The sequence below is a fragment of the Klebsiella pasteurii genome (genome assembly GCF_018139045.1).
GTDB classification, from domain to species: domain Bacteria; phylum Pseudomonadota; class Gammaproteobacteria; order Enterobacterales; family Enterobacteriaceae; genus Klebsiella; species Klebsiella grimontii.
The window spans coordinates 5653472-5675572 of record NZ_CP073236.1; the positions used below are offsets into that span (position 1 = coordinate 5653472).

The window sequence follows — 22101 nt, forward strand, 5'->3', positions numbered from 1 at the left end:
TGAAAAAATGACTTTAATACCTCCATTGTAAAGAAAATCCCATGCTGACAGGATCGGTATGAAAACCGTTTGGTTTTGCCAGCGGCGTTCCTATGAATAAATCATACTGAGTGGCAATGATGCTTCCGCGCACTCCGGCAGTGGCGCCAGAGATGACTTTGCCATTTTCGTACTGCTCGGTTCCTGTAATGCGGCCAATATCCAGGCCTAAGTAGAGCTGCCGATCCGGAGTTGGCATATCCCAAATAAAATCATTGCGCCAGTACCAGCCCTGGTTTCCTGAAAGCGTTCTTTCACCGTCAAAGCCACGTACTGTCCAACGATTACCAATATTGAATTGATTATCTGCGGACAAGATATCGGGGCTGACCTGGATATTAATATGCGGCGCATAGCTGAATTTATCCCCCGTTGATTCAAACTTCATTAAAGCTTGAAGATCGGCGTGGATAATGCGCGAAAGTTTACTGTACAGACCTGCTTTTTCTTCAGGCGTAGGGGTGGAACTAAGCCAGGGAAGGCTACGCTGTACGCCCAGGCTGGCATCTAAAATAGTGTTGGTAAAGTACCGTTGGTGGTGCGCGGTAATATCCCAGGCAGGATTCTGTTTGCGCATAACGCCGATTTCGCTGCCGCCAAAATAATAATGTGATGTGCTTTTTGATATACGCGCATCAATTGTTGTTTTTTGCTTGCGGGTATGTGAAAGTAAACGTGATAAGGTTGCGCTGGCATAATCATTTTTACTTTTATATTCAACGGTCGAGTATCTACCATTAAACTGCTGACGATATTGGCTTTGTGAACCGTAAAGATTGAGTGACCAAAATCCAAAAGGAAAAGAATAATAGAGGCTATTATTCTGATTGCCATCGTTATGTTGATTAAACTCGACATCGCCGCCGACAGAGACATAGAGGATGTCATTTAGCGTCGTCAGGTCATAAAGATAAATCGCGGCACCTGCCTGGTATCGCCCGCTGGTACGGCTTCCTGCATCATCCAGCCAGGCGCCTACCTGCCACTTTTTTGCCAGATGCCGTGTGAGTTGAATATCGCTTTCCGCATTTTTTTTACCGGGTAGGATTTTCATCTGCGCCGATGAACCGGGTAAACGTTGTAAGTTAGCCATCCCTTGTTCAAGTTCAGTTAGCTGCAGAATATCCCCGGTTTTGGCGGGTATCGCGTTCCACAGACTGGTTGTCGCGCTGTTGCCTGCAGTCCAACTTATATTACCGATATAACCATAGGTCAGAGTGATGCTCAGAATACCATCGTTCAGAGATTGGGAAGGAACATCAATAAGGGAAGTGATATATCCCCGGGCAATGAGTTCATTTTGCAATGTTGTGGTGAGTAGACGTATGCCTTCAATACCCAGACACTTTTTTTCTGCTTGCAGGGCTATATTGCCGAGTAGGCTACGGGTCAGTTTGTCGTCAGCGGAAAGAATTTCAACGTGGTTGATATATCGGCAGGTTGCTTCTAGTGGGAAGACGAGTTGATATTTCCGCGATCCCGTACCTGATGATTGATACTCCTGCTGTGCTGGCGCCAGTGCGCTTTGGCGCGCCTTATCCTGTTCGACCTGATTGGTATTGCTAATCGATAAGCTCGCCATTGTTGATGCGGTTAGAAAAATATAAAAAGAGATGGCGGTGACCAGTATTTTATTATTCACGAAGCAATATCCATTTGTTTCATTCGTCCGTTATACCCTTATAAAGGATGTTTAGTGTTCATAGAGTAGGGTTAACGAAGTCGGGTTCTCAACCTCAATAATAATTTTATTTTCTTAAAATCAAAACAAAACCGCTAATGCTACTCAGTGTTGTTGTAAAAACCGCGATATATTATCTATGCCGGATTATGTAATCCACGAGGTAAAGAGTGAATTTTTGTTGAATTGAGGATTTCAGGTCGTGAATTATTTATCGTGAGGCGGGATATATTTATGCCACGCATTTGATAATAGCTAAGATTTTACCCAGACTATGGATGGAGAGGGATGGGGAATAGATAAAAGGCGTGTACGGGAGCGTACACGCCAGAAGGTTAGTGGAGGATCTTGGCGAGGAAGTCTTTGGCGCGCTCTGACTGCGGATTAGCAAAAAACGCCTCTTTATCCGCGTCTTCGACAATTTTTCCTTCGTCCATAAAGATCACCCTATTGGCGACCTTACGCGCAAAGCCCATTTCATGGGTGACCACCATCATGGTCATCCCTTCATTCGCCAGTTCAACCATCACGTCCAGCACTTCGTTGATCATTTCCGGGTCAAGCGCGGAAGTGGGTTCATCGAACAGCATGGCGATGGGGTCCATACACAATGCACGAGCGATGGCCACGCGCTGCTGCTGCCCGCCCGAGAGCTGAGCGGGGAACTTTTCTGCATGAGCGGAAAGCCCTACGCGTTCCAGCAGCTTAAGCCCTTTTGCGCGTGAAGCGGCTTTATCGCGATTGAGCACCTTAACCTGCGCCAGCGTCAGGTTATCGATAATCGACAAATGCGGGAACAGTTCGAAGTGCTGGAATACCATCCCGACGCGAGAGCGTAGCCTGGCCAGGTTAGTCTTTTTATCGTTAACCGTGGTGCCGTCGACGATGATTTGACCCTGTTGGATTGGCTCCAGACCGTTGACGGTTTTAATCAGCGTGGATTTACCCGAGCCTGATGGTCCGCAAACCACCACCACTTCGCCTTTTTTCACTTCCGTGGAGCAATCGGTCAGCACCTGAAAGTGACCATACCATTTTGAAACGTTTTTCAGGGTAATCATTACACAGTCCTTTTCTTCAACCAGCTGACCAACAGCGATGCGCTGAGACTAAATACAAAATATACGGCGCCTGCGAACAGAATCATCTCTACCTGGGTTCCATCACGTTCGCCGATCGTGGAGGCGGTACGGAAGAAGTCGGCCAGGCTCAGGACATAGACCAGCGAGGTATCCTGGAACAGCACGATGCCCTGGGTGAGCAGCAGCGGTACCATGGCGCGGAAGGCCTGAGGCAGAATCACCAGCTTCATGGATTGCCAGTGGGTCATGCCCAGCGCCAGCGCAGCGCTGGACTGGCCGCGAGAGATACTCTGAATGCCGGCGCGAATAATTTCCGAGTAATACGCCGCTTCAAACATGGAGAAGGCGATCATCGCTGAAATCAAGCGGATATCGGTTTTCGGCGACAGACCAAGCACGTTCTGCAGGAACCCCGGAACAATCAAATAAAACCACAACAGTACCATCACCAGCGGAATGGAGCGGAAGACGTTAACGTAGGTTTTGGCAAACCACGCCAGCGGCAGGAAGCTCGACAGGCGCATAACGGCCAGAATCGTCCCCCAGACAATCCCGATAACAATCGCGGTCACGGTAATTTTTAAGGTAATAACCAGTCCAGCCAGCAGGTACGGCATGGACGGAATAATGGAACTCCAGTCAAAATCGTACATTATTTACCCCCCATATTGCCCGGCAGGCGGACCTTACGTTCGACTACGTACATGATCAGCATAATAACGGCGTTGATAAACACGTAGGCCAGGGTGATAGCGGTAAACGACTCCCAGGCATGGGCTGAGTAATCCAGCAGCTTGCCCGCCTGTGCAGCCATATCGGCAAGTCCGATGGTGGAGGCGATGGCCGAGTTTTTCACCAGGTTCATCATTTCTGAGGTCATCGGCGGCACGATAACGCGATAGGCATTAGGCAGCAGAACGTAGCGGTAGGTTTGCGGTAAGGTCAGTCCCATCGCCAGCCCGGCGTTTTTCTGCCCGCGCGGCAGGGACTGGATGCCGGAACGAACCTGTTCGCAGACGCGTGCGGCGGTAAACAATCCCAGACAGAGCATCGAGGAAACGAAGAACTGAATATTGGGATCCAGCTCGGACTTAAACCACATGCCAATGTTTTCCGGCAGCAGTTCAGGCACCACCAGATACCAGGTGAAAAATTGAACGATAAGCGGAACGTTACGAAAAAGCTCAACGTAACAGGTGCCGATAGTCGACAGCAGACGGTTCGGGACCGTACGGAGAATACCGAAGAGCGACCCCACAAAGAACGCGATAATCCAGGCCGTTACCGACAGGGTGACGGTGACCTGAAAACCACTCCACAGCCAGCCTAAATAGGTGGTGTTGCCGAACGGGGCCTGTTGCAGGAATATCCCCCAGTTCCAGTCTATTGACATAAATGACTCCTGGAAAAAAAAGGGTAGCAGCGCTACCCTCGAAGATTGTTGCTCAGCCTGTTTCGGTATTCGCGGCCGCTGGGGAACGACCAGCTGCCGTATAGTCTGTCCGCGCCGTGGCAACAATCGGGAGGGCAGGATTCCCCGCCCTTTGTTTTTTTAATTAGTTAAGAGCTTTGTCGTTAGGTGATTTGAACAGCGCTTTCATTTCGTCAGAGAGTTCAAAGTTCATATTCAGATTCTTTGGCGGAATTGGATTTTTAAACCACTTATCGAACCATTTTTCGGCTTCACCGGAGGTCTGGACATGGGCAACCGTGTCGTCCACCAGCGTTTTGAACTGTGGATCGTCTTTGCGCAGCATGCAGCCATAGGCTTCCTGAGATTGAGCGGTACCGACAATCTCCCAATTATCCGGTTTCTTCGCTTTCGCACGTTCGCCCGCCAGCAGCGCGTCATCCATCATAAAGGCCACCGCGCGACCGCTTTCCAGAGTTCGGAAGGAGTCACCATGATCTTTTGCGCTGATAATACGCATATTCATTTTTTTCTCGTCGTTCAGCTTGTGCAGCAGAATTTCCGAGGTGGTGCCGGAGGTGACGACGACGGCTTTATCCTTCAGATCCGGGAAATCTTTAATCGCGCCGCCTTTTTTCACCAGCAGACGGGTACCGACAACGAAAATGGTGTCGGAGAAGGCTGCCTGTTTTTGACGCTCAAGGTTATTGGTGGTGGAACCGCATTCGAAGTCATAAGTGCCGTTTTGCAGCAGCGGAATACGGTTTTGTGAGGTTACCGGGATCAGTTTGACCTGCAGATCCGGTTTGTTCAGCTTCTTCTTAATGGCATCAACGATCGCGTTCGAGTAGTCCTGAGAATAGCCGACGACCTGCTGCTTGTTGTCATAGTAAGAGAACGGAACGGATGATTCACGGTGACCGACGACGATAACGCCGTTTTTGGCAATTTTATCCAGAGTGCTCTGGCCAGCGGTGGATGCTGCATCTTCTGCATGCGCCGCACCGGCGGTCAGTCCCATGACCAGCATTGCTGCGGCCAGTTTACGTAATTGCATATCCGACTCCTTATCCTCAGCGCCATCAGACGCTATTGATACCCATTGTGAATGTGTGTGCTTTTTTATTGCTGCCGTCTTTGCGTGCAGCATTTGTATGTGTTTGTTAGCATTTAGTTTGGCTTAATGTAAAGATTTTGCTCTTAAATTGTTGATATTTGCGAAGCGCACCGCACCATTTAAAGGCAAAAATCCCCCATTGCACCAAAATAGCGCAGCAGGGCGATCGGTGGTGGTGCAACCAGGTTGTACCCTCAAGGATCGCGCTACTACATCAATTTATTAAGCAATGGTCGTGCCAAAATGGACAAGAAGGAGAGGTGACCGCGGCGACGAATGCCGCCGCGGGAGAAGCAATTAGCGACGGCGCTGGCGCAGGCTCATCAGCAGCGCCGCAAAGCCAAACAGCGCGGTTAACGCCCACAGCGGCCAGTTCCCTGTACGCGCGTACGGCGTCAGTCCTGAAGTCGGGGTCACTTTAGTGGTCAATACGGCGCGGGTGAACTGCGGGATCATCTCCTGTATTTCACCGCGTGGGCCGATGACCGCGGTAATGCCGTTATTGGTGCTGCGCAGCAGCGGACGGGCCAGCTCCAGCGCGCGCATCCGCGCCATCTGAAAGTGCTGCCACGGACCGATAGATTTGCCGAACCACGCATCATTAGAGATGGTTAACAGAAAATCCGTATCCGGGCGGAAGTTATCCCGCACCTGCTCGCCAAGAATGATCTCGTAGCAAATAGCCGCCGTCAGACGCATATTATGCGCAACCAGCTGCGGCTGCACGTAAGGCCCGCGGCTGAAAGAGGACATCGGCAGATCGAAGAACGGCGCCAGCGGACGCAGAATCGATTCCAGCGGCACAAACTCACCAAACGGCACCAGATGATTCTTGTTGTAGCGATTCTTTGAGTCGTAGCTGTACGGGTTATCTTTGCCCAGCGTAATAATGGTGTTGTATGTATCGTAGCGATTCTGCGCGTTCAGGCGCGCGTCGACGATACCGGTAATCAGCGAGCTGTTTTTCGACCGCATCAGATCGTCCATCATACTCAGGAAACGCTGCTGATTGATTTCCAGATCGGGAATCGCGGACTCCGGCCAGACGATCAGCTGCGATTTACCCATGTGCGGTTGGGTGAGATCCAGATAGGTTTTCAGGGTGTTGAGCAACTGATTCTGGTCCCATTTCATCGCCTGGGGGATATCGCCCTGTACCAGCGAAACCGTGGTTGCGCGTTCCGGCAGCGGTTGATACCACTGAATATAACGAAGTGGGAAGGGCAGGGCGAACAGCACGACGGCGGCGATCAGCGGCTTCCAGTTACGCTGCGCGATAGCGAGTACCAGTAGGCCGCTGACGAGCATCAGCAGGAAGTTAATCGCCTCAACGCCCATCACGGGAGCTAGGCCTTTAAGCGGGCCGTCGATTTGACTGTAACCGAATTGCAGCCACGGGAAGCCGGTGAGCACCCAGCCGCGCAGAAATTCGCTGATTTGCCAGACCACCGGTGCGGCGATGGCCACGCGTATCCAGCTGGTTTTCGGCCACAGGCGCGAAAGAATACCGGCGAATAACCCGGTATAGAGGGAGAGATACGCGGCCAGCAGAATCACCAGGAAAACGTTGACCGGTCCGGGCATGCCGCCGAACTGCGCGATACTCACGTAGACCCAGTTTATACCCGAACCGAATAGCCCGAGTCCCCAGAAATAGCCAATCGCGGCGCTTTGTAAAGGGCGGCGGTTGAGGGTTAAACCCTGCAGGCCAATTAGCGAAATAATCGCCGCAGGCCAGAAGTCATAAGGTGAAAAAGCCAGCGTTCCGCTGGCTCCGAATAGCAGCGCCAGCAGCAGGCGTACGCGCTGGCGTTCAATAAGAGAGGCAAATACCATTTAGGTTAATCGTCCCGTTGGATTAGTCTTCCAGCTTCGGCTGCGGGGCATCATCAGGAAGCTTTACATGTACCTGAATAATACGTCGGCTGTCAGCCATTGCGACCTTGAATTGGTAACCATCAATGTCGATAGACTCGCCGCGGGCAGGCAGATGACCAAACGCCTGCATCACCAGGCCGCCGATGGTGTCGACCTCTTCATCGCTGAAGTGGGTGCCGTACGCCTCGTTGAAGTCTTCGATTGAGGCCAGTGCGCGCACCGTCCAAGTATGGCGGCTTAGCTGACGGAAATCGATGTCTTCCTCTTCGTCGTATTCGTCTTCAATTTCACCGACGATCAGCTCAAGGATATCTTCAATGGTCACCAGACCCGAGACGCCGCCAAACTCATCGATAACGATAGCCATATGATAACGCTGGGAACGGAACTCCTTCAGCATGCGGTCGACCCGCTTGCTCTCAGGCACGACAACCGCCGGGCGCAACACTTTTTCCATGCTGAAGGCTTCAGCATCGCTGCGCATAAACGGCAGCAGATCTTTGGCCATCAGAATCCCTTCAATGTGATCTTTATCTTCGCTGATCACCGGGAAACGCGAGTGGGCGGATTCGATGATCACATCGAGGCACTCGTCCAGCGTCTGGTTGCGTTTCAGGGTAATCATCTGCGAGCGGGGGATCATGATGTCGCGGACGCGCTGGTCGGCGATATCCATTACCCCTTCGAGCATATCGCGCGTATCTTCGTCGATAAGGTCGTTTTGCCCGGAATCACGGATCAGCGCCAGCAGTTCGTCACGATTTTTGGGTTCACCGTGAAAGAGCTGGCTGAGTAACAGGGAGAAGAATCCCTTTTTGCTGTTTACTGTGTCGCTACTGTGTGAATTGTCGTCGCTCATGGCGTCGTATGGGTTCTCATGTTAGTTAAATAGTCGCTCGTCACGCGTATACTCAGCGCCCGGCATAGCGGCCAGTCGCCGGCAAAGCCGGCAACGGGTTATTCCTTCTCGGCAATGTACGGATCCTCATAGCCCAGAGCAAGCATTATCTCTGTTTCGAGGGATTCCATCTCTTCCGCTTCTTCGTCGATGATATGGTCATAGCCCAAAAGATGCAGGCTACCGTGGACCACCATATGCGCCCAGTGCGCTTCCAGCGGTTTACCTTGCTCTTTCGCCTCCTGTTCAACCACCTGACGGCAGATAACCAGGTCGCCAAGCAGCGGCATTTCGATGCCCGGCGGGGCTTCGAACGGGAAAGAGAGCACGTTAGTTGGCTTGTCCTTCCCACGATAGGTCAGGTTTAGCTCGTGGCTTTCCGCTTCATCAACCAGGCGAATCGTCAGCTCCGACTCTTCCTGAAACTGCGGGATAACGCTATCGACCCAGCGCTGAAACAGGGCTTCATCCGGCATTCCGCTGTTATCTTCGCAAGCCAGCTGTAAATCGAGAATGACCTGACTCATTTATGCTCCTGTTCCTGGGCTTCGCGCTTGCGCTCGGCGGCCAGTTCTGCTTTACGTTTCTGGTCTGCTTCTTCCCAGGCTTCATAGGCGTTAACGATGCGGGCGACCACCGGGTGGCGCACGACGTCTTCGCTATGGAAGAAGTTGAAGCTGATCTCATCGACTTCCGCCAGCACTTCAATCGCGTGGCGCAGGCCCGATTTGGTGCTGCGCGGCAGGTCAATCTGCGTGACGTCGCCGGTAATGACCGCCTTAGAGTTAAAGCCGATACGGGTCAGGAACATTTTCATCTGTTCAATGGTGGTGTTCTGGCTTTCGTCGAGAATGATAAACGCATCGTTCAGCGTACGGCCGCGCATATAGGCCAGCGGCGCGACTTCAATCACGTTGCGCTCAATCAACTTTTCGACTTTCTCGAAGCCGAGCATCTCGAACAGCGCGTCGTACAGGGGACGCAGATACGGATCGACTTTCTGGCTTAAATCGCCGGGCAGGAAGCCCAGTTTTTCGCCAGCCTCAACCGCCGGACGGGTCAGAAGAATACGGCGGATCTCCTGACGCTCCAGCGCGTCTACCGCGGCGGCGACCGCCAGGTAGGTTTTCCCGGTCCCGGCAGGGCCGACGCCGAAGGTAATGTCGTGGTCGAGAATATTGGCGATGTACTGCGCCTGATTCGGCGTACGCGGCTTAATCACGCCACGCTTGGTTTTGATATTGATGGCTTTACCGTAGTCCGGTACGCTTTCGGCGCTCTGCTCCAGCACGCGGGCTTCTTTGATCGCCAGATGAATTTGTTCCGGTTCAATATCCTGAATTTCGCCGCGCATCGGCGCGGTATCGACGTACAGACTGCGCAAGATATCCGCCGCAGCGGTGACGCAAATCGGCCGACCGGTCAGTTTAAAGTGGTTGTCACGACGGTTAATCTCGATGCCGAGACGGCGCTCCAGCTGTTTAATATTGTCATCAAACGGGCCGCACAGGCTCAGCAAACGGGCGTTGTCCGCGGGCTCAAGGGTGATTTCGCGAGTGTCTGTATTCAAGCTGTTCCTCTTATACATAGATAGCCGGAAGGTAGCCGGTCAGGAAATTATTCACGTCATCGGAATATGGCGCAAGCATCGCTATAGATATTGGGTTCAGGAGAGGAAATACAAGGCCTGCCGGAGCCGGCAGGCCTGAACGGATTATGGCTGGTAGATACCGACGCCAAGATCGTTTTCTTTACGAGTGCGGGCAATCACCGACTCCGGGGTTTCCGCAATGCGCAGACCCATTTCGTCCTCGGTGCGCACCACTTTACCGCGCAGGGAGTTTGTCCAGACGTCGGTGATCTCGACATCGACAAACTTGCCGATCATCTCAGGCGAGCCTTCGAAGTTCACCACGCGGTTATTTTCGGTGCGGCCAGACAGCTCCATAATGCTCTTACGTGAAGTGCCTTCCACCAGAATGCGCTGCACGGTGCCGAGCATACGGCGGCTCCAGGCCATCGCCTGCTGGTTGATGCGCTCCTGCAGAATATACAGACGCTGTTTCTTGTCCTCTTCCGGTACGTCGTCGACCATATCGGCCGCCGGCGTGCCCGGACGCGCGGAGAAGATGAAGCTGTAGCTCATATCGAAATTCACATCGGCGATCAGCTTCATGGTTTGTTCGAAATCCTGCGTGGTTTCGCCAGGGAAGCCGACGATGAAGTCGGAGCTGATCTGAATATCCGGACGCGCCGCGCGCAGTTTGCGGATAATCGCTTTATATTCCAGCGCCGTGTGGGTTCGGCCCATCAGGTTCAGCACGCGGTCGGAACCGCTCTGCACCGGCAGGTGCAGGAAGCTGACCAGCTCCGGTGTATCGCGGTAAACCTCGATGATATCGTCGGTGAACTCGATGGGATGGCTGGTGGTAAAGCGGATCCGGTCGATACCGTCGATCGCCGCAACCAGGCGCAGGAGATCGGCAAAGCTACCGCTGGTGCCGTCATAGTTTTCCCCGCGCCAGGCGTTCACGTTCTGCCCGAGTAGGTTAACTTCACGTACGCCCTGAGCCGCAAGCTGGGCGATTTCAAACAGGATATCGTCGCTTGGGCGGCTCACTTCCTCACCGCGGGTATAAGGCACCACGCAGTAGGTGCAGTACTTGTTGCAGCCTTCCATGATGGAAACAAAGGCGCTTGGGCCTTCGGCGCGCGGTTCCGGCAGGCGGTCGAATTTTTCGATTTCCGGGAAGCTGATATCGACGACCGGGCTGCGGTTGCCTCGTACCGAGTTGATCATTTCCGGCAGGCGGTGCAGGGTCTGCGGCCCAAAAATAATATCGACATAGTGGGCGCGCTGGCGAATATGGTCGCCTTCCTGAGAGGCCACGCAGCCGCCAACGCCGATGATCAGGTTGGGATTCTTCTCTTTCAGCAGCTTCCAGCGTCCTAGCTGATGGAATACTTTTTCCTGAGCCTTCTCACGGATTGAGCAGGTATTGAGCAGCAGCACATCCGCTTCTTCCGCCACTTCAGTGAGTTGATACCCGTGGGTGGCATCCAGCAGATCGGCCATCTTTGATGAATCGTATTCGTTCATCTGACAGCCCCAGGTTTTAATATGGAGTTTTTTTGTCATCGACTTGCTCATGCTTAATTAGGTATACCCAAAGTCAGCGTCTTCACCGGATGTTGCTCTGCAATGTGAAGGGTGACGGATATAAAGCCAGGATTGCAGGGCGCGTATTGTAATGCTTTGACCGCGCCCTGACCAGTACGACCGTAATCACCACAAGCCGAATAAAAATCCGGTAAACTGAGGGGATTCGGGTTTAAGGATAATAGCCATGACAATTCATGCAACAGATGTCGTTATCGTCGGCGGCGGGATGGTTGGCGGCGCCCTCGCGCTTGGCCTGGCGCAGCAGGGCTTTACGGTGACGGTCATTGAAAAAAACGCGCCACCGGTTTTCGATGCTTCTTCACCGCCTGACGTACGTATTTCGGCAATCAGCGCGTCATCGGTAGGGCTGCTGAGAGGCCTCGGCGTCTGGGACAGCGTGCGGTCCATGCGCGCCCATGCGTACCGCCAGCTAGAAACCTGGGAGTGGGAAAGCGCCCATGTTGTCTTCAACGCCGCGGAGCTGAAGCTGCCGGAACTGGGCTATATGGTGGAGAATAACGTTCTGCAGCGAGCCCTGTGGCAGGCGCTGGAAGCCCATGAACGCATATCGCTGCAGGTGGGGACATCGCTTCAGGAGATGCGGCGTGGAGAAACGTACACCTCCTTAACGCTGACCGACGGCAGCCAGCTTGATGCGCGGCTGGTGGTGGGCGCGGACGGCGCCAGTTCGCAGGTGCGTCAGCTGGCCGGAATCGGCATCCACGCGTGGCAGTACCAGCAATCCTGTATGTTGATCAGCGTACAGTGTGCGGACGATCCCGGCGACAGTACCTGGCAGCAGTTCACTCCGACGGGGCCGCGCGCGTTTTTACCGCTGTTCGATCATTGGGCTTCGCTGGTGTGGTACGACGCGCCAGCGAGGATCCGTCAGTTGCAGGGAATGAGTATGGCTCAGCTACAGCAGGAAATTACTCGCCACTTCCCGTCGCGGCTGGGAGAGATTACGCCGCTGAGCGCGGGCGCTTTCCCGCTTACCCGCCGTCACGCATTGCAGTATGTTAAGCCGGGGCTGGCGCTGGTGGGCGATGCTGCGCACACCATCCATCCGCTGGCGGGGCAGGGGGTTAACCTCGGCTATCGCGATGTCGATGCGCTGCTCGATATTCTTGGCAGAGCAAAAGCGCACGGTGAGGAGTGGGCCAGCCTGCCGGTACTTAAGCGCTACCAGACGCGGCGTCAGGCGGACAACTTTATTATGCAGTCGGGAATGGATCTGTTTTACGCCGGATTTAGCAACGATTTGCCGCCGGTGCGTATGCTGAGAAATATTGGGCTGATGGCGGCCGAGCGCGCCGGCGGACTGAAGCGTCAGGCGTTGAAATACGCGTTAGGTTTATAACGAGAACGACCCCGGCTTGCAAAGGTGAGGCCGGGGTGCGGAACGGTAATGTGCATAGCGTAAACGCCAAAAAGCAAAAAGCTCGCCGAAGCGAGCTTTTTGCTTTTGTTGGCTGGGGTACGAGGATTCGAACCTCGGAATGCCGGAATCAGAATCCGGTGCCTTACCGCTTGGCGATACCCCAATTTTACGTTGACCATTTCGTACCGGGGTCAAACCGGTGGCTTAGTGCCTGGAGATACTCCAACGGGTGCGCACACAGCGTGAGCGACTTTTGAAATTGGCTGGGGTACGAGGATTCGAACCTCGGAATGCTGGTATCAGAAACCAGAGCCTTACCGCTTGGCGATACCCCAACAATTTTTTTGGATTTATCGAACTGAATCAATAATTCCTTTGTATGGTGGCTACGACGGGATTCGAACCTGTGACCCCATCATTATGAGTGATGTGCTCTAACCAGCTGAGCTACGTAGCCAAAATCTTACTCTTTTTTCGATGGCTGGGGTACCTGGATTCGAACCAGGGAATGCCGGTATCAAAAACCGGTGCCTTACCGCTTGGCGATACCCCAATACCGTCGCGGTGAACCGCAAACATCGAAAATATGGCTGGGGTACCTGGATTCGAACCAGGGAATGCCGGTATCAAAAACCGGTGCCTTACCGCTTGGCGATACCCCAACAAAAACCTTTTACTGCCAACGCGAAAGAGTAAATGGTGCGGGAGGCGAGACTTGAACTCGCACACCTTGCGGCGCCAGAACCTAAATCTGGTGCGTCTACCAATTTCGCCACTCCCGCAAAAAAGATGGTGGCTACGACGGGATTTGAACCTGTGACCCCATCATTATGAGTGATGTGCTCTAACCAGCTGAGCTACGTAGCCATCTTTTTTTCGCGTTACCTTATCGGCGTTGCGGGGCGCATTATGCGTATTGAGCCTTGAAGCGTCAACCCCTTTTTCATCGAAAATGGGCTGAACGTAACTGTTTGGTTAGGTTGCGAACAGCGTGGCGCAATAATCGTCAATTATTGGTTATTTATCGTTTTTAACGGCTTAAATAAGGCACAAAACAAAAACGGACTCCGCAGAGTCCGTTTTGAAAACAGCGCCGGTTAGTAGGCCGACTGGTGTACGCCAACCGCGCGTCCCGACGGATCGTTCATTTTTTTGAAAGATTCGTCCCACTCAATCGCTTTTGCTGAAGAGCATGCGACGGAAGGACCGCCAGGCACGCATTCAGCCGCGCTTGGAACCGGGAACAGCTCTTCGAAGATCTCACGGTAGAGATACGCTTCTTTCGATGATGGCGTGTTGTACGGGAAGCGGAAGCTGGCGGTTTCCAGTTGCTGATCGGAAATTTGTTCAGCGGCCACTTCTTTTAAAGTATCGATCCAGCTGTAACCGACGCCATCAGAGAACTGTTCTTTCTGGCGCCAGGCGACGCTTGCCGGCAGGTAAGATTCAAAACATTCACGCAGGACATGTTTTTCCATTTTACCGTTGCCGCACATTTTGTCCTGCGGGTTGATACGCATTGCCACGTCGAGGAATTTCTTATCCAGGAACGGCACACGCGCTTCAACGCCCCATGCGGACATCGCTTTGTTGGCGCGAGCGCAGTCAAACATATGCAGCGCCTGCAGCTTGCGTACGGTCTCTTCGTGCAGCTCTTTAGCGTTTGGCGCTTTATGGAAATAAAGGTAGCCGCCAAATACTTCATCAGAACCTTCACCAGACAACACCATTTTGATGCCCATCGCTTTGATTTTACGCGACATCAGGTACATCGGCGTTGACGCGCGAATTGTCGTCACGTCGTAGGTTTCAATGTGATAGATAACATCGCGAATCGCGTCCAGGCCTTCCTGCACCGTAAAGTGGATTTCGTGGTGAACGGTGCCCAGATGGTTAGCCACTTCCTGCGCGGCTTTCAGATCGGGCGCGCCTTCCAGACCGACGGCGAAGGAGTGCAGCTGCGGCCACCAGGCTTCTGATTTTTCCTGATCTTCGACGCGGCGTGCGGCATATTTTTTGGTGATGGCGGAAATCACCGATGAATCCAGGCCGCCGGAGAGCAGGACGCCGTACGGGACATCGGACATCAGGTGGCTTTTCACCGACTCTTCCAGCGCCTGACGCAGTTCATTTTTGTCCGTGACGTTGTCTTTGACGGCGTCATAATCGAACCAGTCGCGCTGATAGTACTCGCGGATTTCGCCATCTTTGCTCCACAGGTAGCTGCCTGCCGGGAACTCTTTAATCGTACGGCATACCGGAACCAGCGCTTTCATTTCTGAAGCAACGTAGAAGTTGCCGTGTTCATCGTGACCCATATACAGCGGGATGATGCCGATGTGGTCGCGACCAATCAGATACGCGTCTTTTTCGCTGTCGTAGAGAGCAAAAGCAAACATCCCCTGCAGATCGTCGAGGAAGTCCGGACCTTTTTCCTGATACAGCGCGAGGATAACTTCGCAGTCGGAACCGGTCTGGAACGCATAGCGGTCGCCGTATTCCGCGCGCAGCGCCTGGTGGTTGTAGATTTCACCGTTAACGGCGAGGGCGTGAGTTTTTGCAGCGTTATACAGCGGCTGCGCGCCGGCGTTCACGTCGACGATTGACAGGCGTTCATGCGCCAGGATGGCTTTATCACAGGCATAGACGCCTGACCAGTCCGGGCCGCGGTGGCGCATCAGGCGGGAAAGCTCCAGTGCCTTTTTACGCAGTTCACCCGCGTCAGTTTTAATATCCAGTACGCCAAAAATCGAACACATAGCCTTCTCCGTTACCCTGTCTTGTTTGATGTTGTGCAGGCTTCGTCTAAACGCGAAGCCTCAGTGCATGCTTTAGAAAATGCCGCAAAGGGGCGAAGGGCGCAAGGGGTTTACGCCAGCAAAAGAAAATAATGCAATTGTGATTGTCGAATAGTGAAAAAAGAGTATGTTTTGAGCGCTTTTGTTGATGAATATTCAGTAATAGTGCTTTTCTTTTAGATAAAAGCGTTCAGAAGAGGCTTGGAAATAAGAAACCACGTCGCAGGACGTGGTTTTATTTAGAAAATATCGATTTCTGCAACCGATGGATAAATCCAGGACGGGCGGAACGGCATGCTGTCGATATCGTCGAGCGTGGCAACCCCGGAAAGCACCAGAATGGTTTCCAGACCGGCCTGGAAGCCCGCCAGAATATCCGTGCGCAGGTTGTCGCCGACGATAACCGTTTGTTCCGAATGCGCCTGCATTTTATTCAGCGCAGAGCGGATAATCCATGGGCTTGGTTTACCGACGTAGAACGGCTTACGGCCGGAGATTTTTTCAATACCGGCGCACAGCGCGCCGCAGGCCGGGTAATAGCCGCGGCCGTGCGTATCCGGGTTAGTTGCGATAAAGCGCGCACCGTTGGCGACAAAAAACGCCGCCTTATGCATCATTTCCCAGTTAAAGGAGCGGGTCTCACCGACGATAACGAAATCAGGATTGACGTCAGTGATGGTAAAGCCTGCTTTATACAGTTCGTGAATCAGCGCGCCTTCGCCAACCACATAGGCTTTTTTGCCTTCCTGACGGCGCAAAAAATCGGCAGTGGCCATCGCTGAGGTATAAAAGGCGGTATCAGGAACATCGATTCCGGCGGTCGCAAAGCGGTTCGCCAGGTCCTGGCCGGTCTGCGAAGGGTAGTTAGTCAGCATCACCAGCGGCATCTCTTTTTCGAGAATGCGCTTGATGAATTCGGCGGCGCCCGGTACGGCCACATTGTCGTGCATCAGCACACCGTCAATATCACAAATTACGTTTTGAATGGTCATGGACTGTCCGACATCGTTAAAGAAAGGCGAAACTATAAAGCGGCTTTAGCTTTCCAGCAAACGCTGGAGCAGGATCCCGTTAAGCATCGCACGCTTGACCAGGGCAAAAGCGCCGATGGCAGAACGATGATCGAGCGTAGAACGGACTACCGGCAGATTTTTACGAAATGCCTTCAGCGCCTGGGTGTTAATGCAGCCTTCAATAGCCGGTAACAGCACTTTTTCCGCCTCGACGATCTCACCGGCAATCACCACTTTTTGCGGATTAAACAGGTTAATGGCGATGGCGATAGTTTTACCCAGATGACGGCCAACGTGCTCGATCACCTCGCAGGCCAGCGCATCGCCTTTATTCGCGGCTTTACAGATCGTTTTGATCGTACAGTCATCGAGGGGGATCTTGCTCTGATAACCCTGCTCCAGCAGATGACGAACCCGATGTTCAATGGCGGCGTTGGCGGCGACGGTTTCCAGACAGCCGAAGTTGCCGCAGTGGCAGCGCTCGCCCAGCGGGTCGACCTGGATATGGCCGATTTCCCCGACGTTTCCGTTACGGCCAATAAAAATCCGGCCGTTGGAGATGATCCCCGCACCGGTCCCGCGGTGTACGCGCACCAGAATGGAGTCTTCACAGTCGTGGCTCGCACCAAAGTAGTGCTCCGCCAGCGCCAGGCTACGAATATCGTGGCCGACATAGCAAGTGACTTTAAAGCGTTTTTCCAGCGCTTCAACCAGCCCCCAGTTCTCCACCTGAATATGCGGCATATAGCGAATGACGCCGCTTTCCGGATCGACCAGTCCCGGCAGGATCACCGAAATGGCGATTAGCTCGCGGATTTTGCGCTGACAGCTCTCCATAAAGGAGGCGATGATGTTGAGCAGGGCGTGTTCCAGCGTTTCCTGGGTTCTTTCCGGCAGCGGGTAGTGCTCTTCTTCGAGGGTCTTACTGCTTAAATCATAGAGCGTCAGGGTAGCGTCATAGCGGCCAAGACGTACGCCGATGGCGTGAAAGCTGCGGGTTTCGGCAACAATCGAGATGGCGCGGCGGCCCCCGGTGGAGGCCTGCTGATCGACTTCTTTGATCAGTCCGCGTTCAATAAGCTGACGCGTAATTTTGGTTACGCTGGCAGGGGCAAGCTGGCTTTGTTCCGCAATCTGGATACGCGAGATGGGGCCGTGCTGATCGATGAGCCGGTAAACGGCAGCGCTGTTCAGCTGTTTTACGAGATCGACGTTACCAATTTGAGCTTGTCCGCCTGCTGTCATACTTTTACTTACTCAGTGACGACCTCGTTACCATTAACGATGGTCTTGGTGATTTTATAATCGCGGGTGAATGCGGTCAGGTTAGCGACCATCCCCGGGGCAATGCTGCCTAACTGTTTGTCTACGCCAATGGCGCGGGAAGGGTAGAGCGTCGCCATACGCAACACTTCATCCAGCGCAATGCCGCAATGCTCAACGAGGTTACGCACCCCTTCAATCATGGTCAATGAAGAGCCGCTGAGGGTGCCGTTCTCATCTACGCACAGGCCGTTCCGGTAGTATATTGTTTTACCAGCAAAAATGAACTGCTCAATATTGGCACCCGCTGGCGCCGTTGCGTCGGTAACAAGACACAGCTTGTCGCCTTTCAAGCGTTTAGCGAGGCGCACGTTAGCGTAATCGACGTGCAGGCCATCGACGATGATGCCGCAGTAGACATCCGGCTCGTCGAAAATCGCGCCAGCCAGGCCCGGCTCACGACCGGTAATATACGGCATGGCGTTAAACAGATGGGTGGCAAAGGTAATCCCGGCGCGGAAACCGATTTTCGCTTCTTTTAGCGTCGCGTTGGAATGACCGGCGGAGACGATGATACCTGCGGCCACCAGTTTGCGAATAACTTCTGGTTCTACGCGTTCCGGCGCGAGAGTGATTTTGGTTATCACATCCGCGTTTTCGCACAGGAAATCGACCAGCGCGGCGTCCGGTTTACGGACGAAATCCGGGTTATGGGTGCCTTTTTTGACAATATTCAGCCACGGACCTTCAAGATGCAGGCCCAGCGCCTGGTTGGGATGCTTTTGCAAATACTCGCGCATCACGCGGACACCCTGTTTCATCAGGTCATCGCTGGCGGTAATGAGCGTGGGCAGATAGCTGGTGCAGCCGGAGCGTTCATTCGCCTTCTGCATAATTTCCAGCGTTTCAACGGTGACCGCATCCGCCGTGTCGTTGAACTGCACGCCGCCGCAGCCGTTAAGCTGGACGTCGATAAAACCGGGGGAAAGGATCGCACCATTAACCGAGCGCTGTTCGATCCCGGTGGGCAGCTCAGTCTGCGGACAGATACGTTCGATAAGGCCATTGGCGATAACAATCGCATGGTCATCCAGAATTTCATGACCGGTATAAATCCGGCCTTGGGTTAATGCATACATTACGACCCCCGGTTGTCAAAAATGGTTGTCCCGCAGGGTCTGCTGCGGGACGAGACTACATTACAGACCTTTGATATTTTCGGCTTCTAATTCGTTGAAATATTTCAGTGTCTTAACTTTCAGTTCCATAGTGGATGGCTCATCGCAGACGACAACCGCTTTCGGGTGCAACTGCAGACAGGTGATGGTCCACATATGGTTTACGTTGCCTTCCACCGCCGCCTGCAGCGCCAGCGCTTTCTGATGACCCAGCACCAGAATCATCACTTCTTCCGCGTCGAGCAGCGTGCCTACGCCAACGGTCAGCGCGTATTTAGGCACCTGGTCAACATCACCGTCGAAGAAACGGGAATTCGCTACGCGAGTATCGTGGGTCAGGGTTTTGATGCGTGTGCGTGAAGCCAAAGAAGAGGCAGGTTCGTTAAAAGCGATGTGGCCATCGTTACCCACGCCGCCCATAAACAGGTGGATTTTACCGTAAGAACGAATTTTTTCTTCATAGCGACGGCATTCTGCATCAATATCCGGCGCGTTACCATTCAGCAGATTAATATTTTCCGCCGGGATATCAACGTGATCAAAGAAGTTGCGGTGCATAAAGCTATGATAGCTTTCCGGGTGCTCTTTCGGCAGGCCAACGTACTCATCCATGTTGAAGGTGACAACATGCTTAAAGCTAACCTGGCCTGCTTTGTGCATCTCAACCAGGGCTTTATAAGCGGTTAGAGGCGTGCCGCCGGTGGGCAGACCGAGGACAAACGGACGGTCCGCAGTCGGTTTGAACGCATTGATGCGGTTAACGATATGCCGGGCAGCCCATTTACCGACTTGTTCAGCTGTTACCAGGGGGATCAGTCTCATTGTTCACCTCTATAGTTAAATTAGAACCTGGCGGATTGGCGCCAGCATACTATTAAGAGTATCGCAGCAACTGCGCCGACCGGGGTCAATCCGTGTTGATTTTTTGAATGATAAAATAAGTTTTCATTGTTAGCCAGTCAAAGACGGAGGTGAATACGATATTTGGTGACTATTGTCACAAAAAATACCCATTTAATTTGCGAGACGAATTAATTTTTCAGACACTTTGCAGGTAAGTTAAAAAATTAACCAGGTTACACAATAATAAAGTGGCTTTAATGAGCCTTATCGGGGTCTCATAGGGGGAATAAGATGAATATTTTAGGTTTTTTTCAGCGACTCGGTAGGGCGTTACAGCTCCCTATCGCAGTGCTACCGGTCGCGGCGCTGCTGCTGCGATTCGGTCAACCGGATCTGCTTAACATTTCGTTTATCGCCCAGGCGGGCGGGGCAATCTTTGACAACCTGGCGCTGATTTTCGCTATCGGCGTCGCATCCAGCTGGTCGAAAGACAGCGCCGGCGCCGCAGCGCTGGCGGGGGCGGTAGGTTACTTCGTTTTGACCAAAGCGATGGTCACCATCAACCCTGCCATTAACATGGGCGTGCTGGCGGGTATCATTACCGGTCTGGTCGGCGGTGCCGTGTATAACCGCTGGTCAGGTATCAAACTGCCTGACTTCCTGAGCTTCTTCGGCGGCAAACGCTTTGTGCCCATCGCCACCGGCTTCTTCTGTCTGGTGCTGGCAGCCATCTTCGGCTACGTCTGGCCGCCGGTGCAGAACGCCATCCATGCTGGCGGTGAATGGATTGTGGGCGCGGGCGCGCTCGGCTCCGGTATCTTTGGTTTCATCAACCGTCTGCTGATCCCGACGGGTCTGCATCAGGTGCTGAACACCATCGCCTGGTTCCAGATTGGTGAATTCACCAACGCTGCTGGCGCCGTGTTCCACGGTGACATCAACCGCTTCTATGCGGGTGACGGCACCGCGGGGATGTTCATGTCCGGCTTCTTCCCGATCATGATGTTCGGTCTGCCGGGTGCGGCGCTGGCGATGTATTTCGCGGCCCCGAAAGAGCGTCGTCCGATGGTTGGCGGTATGCTGCTGTCGGTCGCGATCACCGCGTTCCTGACCGGTGTGACCGAGCCGCTGGAATTCCTGTTCATGTTCCTGGCGCCGCTGCTGTATCTCCTGCACGCCATCCTGACCGGTATCAGCCTGTTTGTTGCGACGGCGCTGGGTATCCACGCGGGCTTCTCCTTCTCTGCAGGTGCCATCGACTATGTTCTGATGTACAGCCTGCCGGCAGCCAGTAAAAACGTCTGGATGCTGATTGTGATGGGCGTTGTGTTCTTCGTTATTTACTTCCTGCTGTTCAGCGCGGTTATCCGCATGTTCAATCTGAAAACGCCGGGTCGTGAGGATAAAGTGGATGACGTGGTCACTGAAGAGGCCAACAGTAATACCGAAGAAGGTTTAACCCAGCTGGCGACCAACTACATCGCGGCGGTCGGCGGTACGGATAACCTGAAAGCGATTGATGCCTGTATTACCCGTCTGCGTCTGACCGTGGCGGACTCTGCGCTGGTTAACGATGCGGCCTGTAAGCGCCTCGGCGCTTCCGGTGTGGTTAAACTGAACAAGCAGACCATCCAGGTTATCGTGGGCGCGAAAGCGGAATCCGTCGGCGATGAAATGAAGAAAGTGGTTGCCCGTGGCCCGGTTGCTGCAGCGACTGCAGCGTCTCATAGCGCACCCGTAGCCGCTCAGGCTGTTAAACCACAGGCTGTTGCTAACGCGAAAACCGTTGAAGCGCTGGTTTCGCCGATTACCGGCGACATTGTGGCGCTGGAGCAGGTACCTGATGAAGCCTTCGCCAGCAAAGCGGTCGGCGACGGCGTGGCGGTTAAACCGACCGATAAGATTGTTGTTGCGCCGGCGGCAGGTACCGTGGTGAAGATTTTCAACACCAACCATGCCTTCTGTCTGGAAACTGAAAACGGTGCGGAAATCGTCGTCCATATGGGCATCGATACCGTCGCGCTTAACGGCCAGGGCTTTAAACGCCTGGTGGAAGAGGGCGCGGAAGTGAAAGCGGGTGAGCCGATTCTGGAACTGGATCTTGAGTTCCTGAATGCTAACGCGCGTTCGATGATTAGCCCGGTCGTCTGCAGCAACAGCGACGACTACAGCGCGCTGGTTATCCAGGCAACCGGTAAAGTGGTTGCTGGCCAGACACCGTTGTACGAAATTAAAGGCAAATAAGACTCCTGAGTGGCGTTTATGCCTCAGCGGCGCAGCGAAAGCTGCGCCGCTTTTTTTTACCGCAAACACCCCCATAATCTCCTTCTGATCGCTATTTTGCGTAACTAATAGT

The 22101-nt window shown here is 53.5% G+C and carries 17 protein-coding genes and 7 tRNA genes; 2 read left to right on the forward strand and 22 right to left on the reverse strand.

Annotated features, from left to right (window positions below; genetic code table 11):
• Window positions 1–13: 13 nt before the first annotated feature.
• The 10 genes from KCG39_RS26345 to miaB form a co-directional block, all read right to left on the reverse strand.
• Entirely contained in the window at window positions 14–1621 is a 1608-nt protein-coding gene (locus tag KCG39_RS26345; RefSeq protein ID WP_217276474.1) for a ShlB/FhaC/HecB family hemolysin secretion/activation protein, read from the reverse strand.
• A 434-nt stretch (window positions 1622–2055) separates the two neighbouring features.
• A complete protein-coding gene (locus tag KCG39_RS26350; RefSeq protein ID WP_004130438.1) occupies window positions 2056–2781 on the reverse strand; it encodes an amino acid ABC transporter ATP-binding protein in 726 nt (241 codons plus the stop codon).
• Window positions 2781–3455, reverse strand: a complete 675-nt coding sequence (gene gltK, locus KCG39_RS26355; RefSeq protein ID WP_004130439.1) for a glutamate/aspartate ABC transporter permease GltK — start codon at window positions 3453–3455, stop codon at window positions 2781–2783. Before gltK ends, KCG39_RS26350 begins: the two co-directional genes overlap by 1 nt.
• Complete coding sequence (locus tag KCG39_RS26360) at window positions 3455–4195, reverse strand: amino acid ABC transporter permease (RefSeq protein WP_004111387.1); 741 nt, start codon at window positions 4193–4195, stop codon at window positions 3455–3457. The genes gltK and KCG39_RS26360 overlap by 1 nt, the downstream gene beginning before the upstream one ends.
• Before the next feature lie 163 nt (window positions 4196–4358).
• Window positions 4359–5270, reverse strand: coding sequence for an amino acid ABC transporter substrate-binding protein (locus KCG39_RS26365; RefSeq protein ID WP_004130441.1), 912 nt, complete (start codon window positions 5268–5270; stop codon window positions 4359–4361).
• A gap of 357 nt (window positions 5271–5627) precedes the next feature.
• Complete coding sequence (gene lnt / locus KCG39_RS26370) at window positions 5628–7166, reverse strand: apolipoprotein N-acyltransferase (protein ID WP_004130442.1); 1539 nt, start codon at window positions 7164–7166, stop codon at window positions 5628–5630.
• A gap of 22 nt (window positions 7167–7188) precedes the next feature.
• Window positions 7189–8067, reverse strand: a complete 879-nt coding sequence (corC, locus tag KCG39_RS26375; RefSeq protein WP_004130445.1) for a CNNM family magnesium/cobalt transport protein CorC — start codon at window positions 8065–8067, stop codon at window positions 7189–7191.
• Between the two features lie 98 nt (window positions 8068–8165).
• Window positions 8166–8633, reverse strand: a complete 468-nt coding sequence (ybeY, locus tag KCG39_RS26380; protein WP_004130446.1) for an rRNA maturation RNase YbeY — start codon at window positions 8631–8633, stop codon at window positions 8166–8168.
• Complete coding sequence (locus KCG39_RS26385) at window positions 8630–9676, reverse strand: PhoH family protein (protein ID WP_004134159.1); 1047 nt, start codon at window positions 9674–9676, stop codon at window positions 8630–8632. The genes ybeY and KCG39_RS26385 overlap by 4 nt, the downstream gene beginning before the upstream one ends.
• A 144-nt stretch (window positions 9677–9820) precedes the next feature.
• Window positions 9821–11245 (reverse strand): tRNA (N6-isopentenyl adenosine(37)-C2)-methylthiotransferase MiaB, encoded by a 1425-nt coding sequence (gene miaB, locus KCG39_RS26390; RefSeq protein ID WP_049114269.1) that lies wholly within the window; start codon window positions 11243–11245, stop codon window positions 9821–9823.
• Window positions 11246–11453: 208 nt separating this feature from the next.
• Between miaB and ubiF the strand changes: the two genes are divergently transcribed.
• Window positions 11454–12629, forward strand: coding sequence for a 3-demethoxyubiquinol 3-hydroxylase (ubiF, locus tag KCG39_RS26395; protein ID WP_049123141.1), 1176 nt, complete (start codon window positions 11454–11456; stop codon window positions 12627–12629).
• 109 nt (window positions 12630–12738) lie between these two features.
• Here the strand turns inward: ubiF and KCG39_RS26400 are convergent.
• From KCG39_RS26400 to nagB, 12 genes are all read right to left on the reverse strand, one after another.
• Window positions 12739–12813 (reverse strand) — tRNA-Gln (locus KCG39_RS26400).
• Between the two features lie 97 nt (window positions 12814–12910).
• Window positions 12911–12985: transfer RNA gene (locus KCG39_RS26405), tRNA-Gln, on the reverse strand.
• 45 nt (window positions 12986–13030) lie between these two features.
• Window positions 13031–13107: transfer RNA gene (locus KCG39_RS26410), tRNA-Met, on the reverse strand.
• Window positions 13108–13128: 21 nt separating this feature from the next.
• Window positions 13129–13203, reverse strand: a tRNA-Gln gene (locus KCG39_RS26415).
• Between the two features lie 34 nt (window positions 13204–13237).
• A tRNA-Gln gene (locus KCG39_RS26420) sits at window positions 13238–13312 on the reverse strand.
• 35 nt (window positions 13313–13347) lie between these two features.
• A tRNA-Leu gene (locus KCG39_RS26425) sits at window positions 13348–13432 on the reverse strand.
• 8 nt (window positions 13433–13440) lie between these two features.
• Window positions 13441–13517, reverse strand: a tRNA-Met gene (locus KCG39_RS26430).
• 230 nt (window positions 13518–13747) lie between these two features.
• Window positions 13748–15409 carry an asparagine synthase B gene (gene asnB, locus KCG39_RS26435; RefSeq protein WP_004130452.1) on the reverse strand — a complete coding sequence of 554 codons (1662 nt, stop codon included), beginning with the start codon at window positions 15407–15409 and terminating at the stop codon, window positions 13748–13750.
• Between the two features lie 278 nt (window positions 15410–15687).
• On the reverse strand, window positions 15688–16440 hold the full coding sequence (locus KCG39_RS26440) for an HAD-IIA family hydrolase (protein WP_004100215.1): 753 nt from the start codon (window positions 16438–16440) through the stop codon (window positions 15688–15690).
• A gap of 45 nt (window positions 16441–16485) precedes the next feature.
• Complete coding sequence (nagC, locus tag KCG39_RS26445; protein WP_112165434.1) at window positions 16486–17706, reverse strand: DNA-binding transcriptional regulator NagC; 1221 nt, start codon at window positions 17704–17706, stop codon at window positions 16486–16488.
• A gap of 8 nt (window positions 17707–17714) precedes the next feature.
• On the reverse strand, window positions 17715–18863 hold the full coding sequence (nagA, locus tag KCG39_RS26450) for an N-acetylglucosamine-6-phosphate deacetylase (protein WP_004130456.1): 1149 nt from the start codon (window positions 18861–18863) through the stop codon (window positions 17715–17717).
• Window positions 18864–18923: 60 nt separating this feature from the next.
• Entirely contained in the window at window positions 18924–19724 is an 801-nt protein-coding gene (gene nagB / locus KCG39_RS26455; protein WP_004130458.1) for a glucosamine-6-phosphate deaminase, read from the reverse strand.
• A 312-nt stretch (window positions 19725–20036) separates the two neighbouring features.
• On the opposite strand from nagB, the gene nagE reads away from it, so the two are divergent.
• The gene (gene nagE / locus KCG39_RS26460) at window positions 20037–21989 is read left to right on the forward strand and encodes a PTS N-acetyl glucosamine transporter subunit IIABC (RefSeq protein WP_004130459.1); all 1953 of its coding nucleotides are present in this window, start codon (window positions 20037–20039) and stop codon (window positions 21987–21989) included.
• The last annotated feature ends 112 nt before the right edge of the window (window positions 21990–22101 follow it).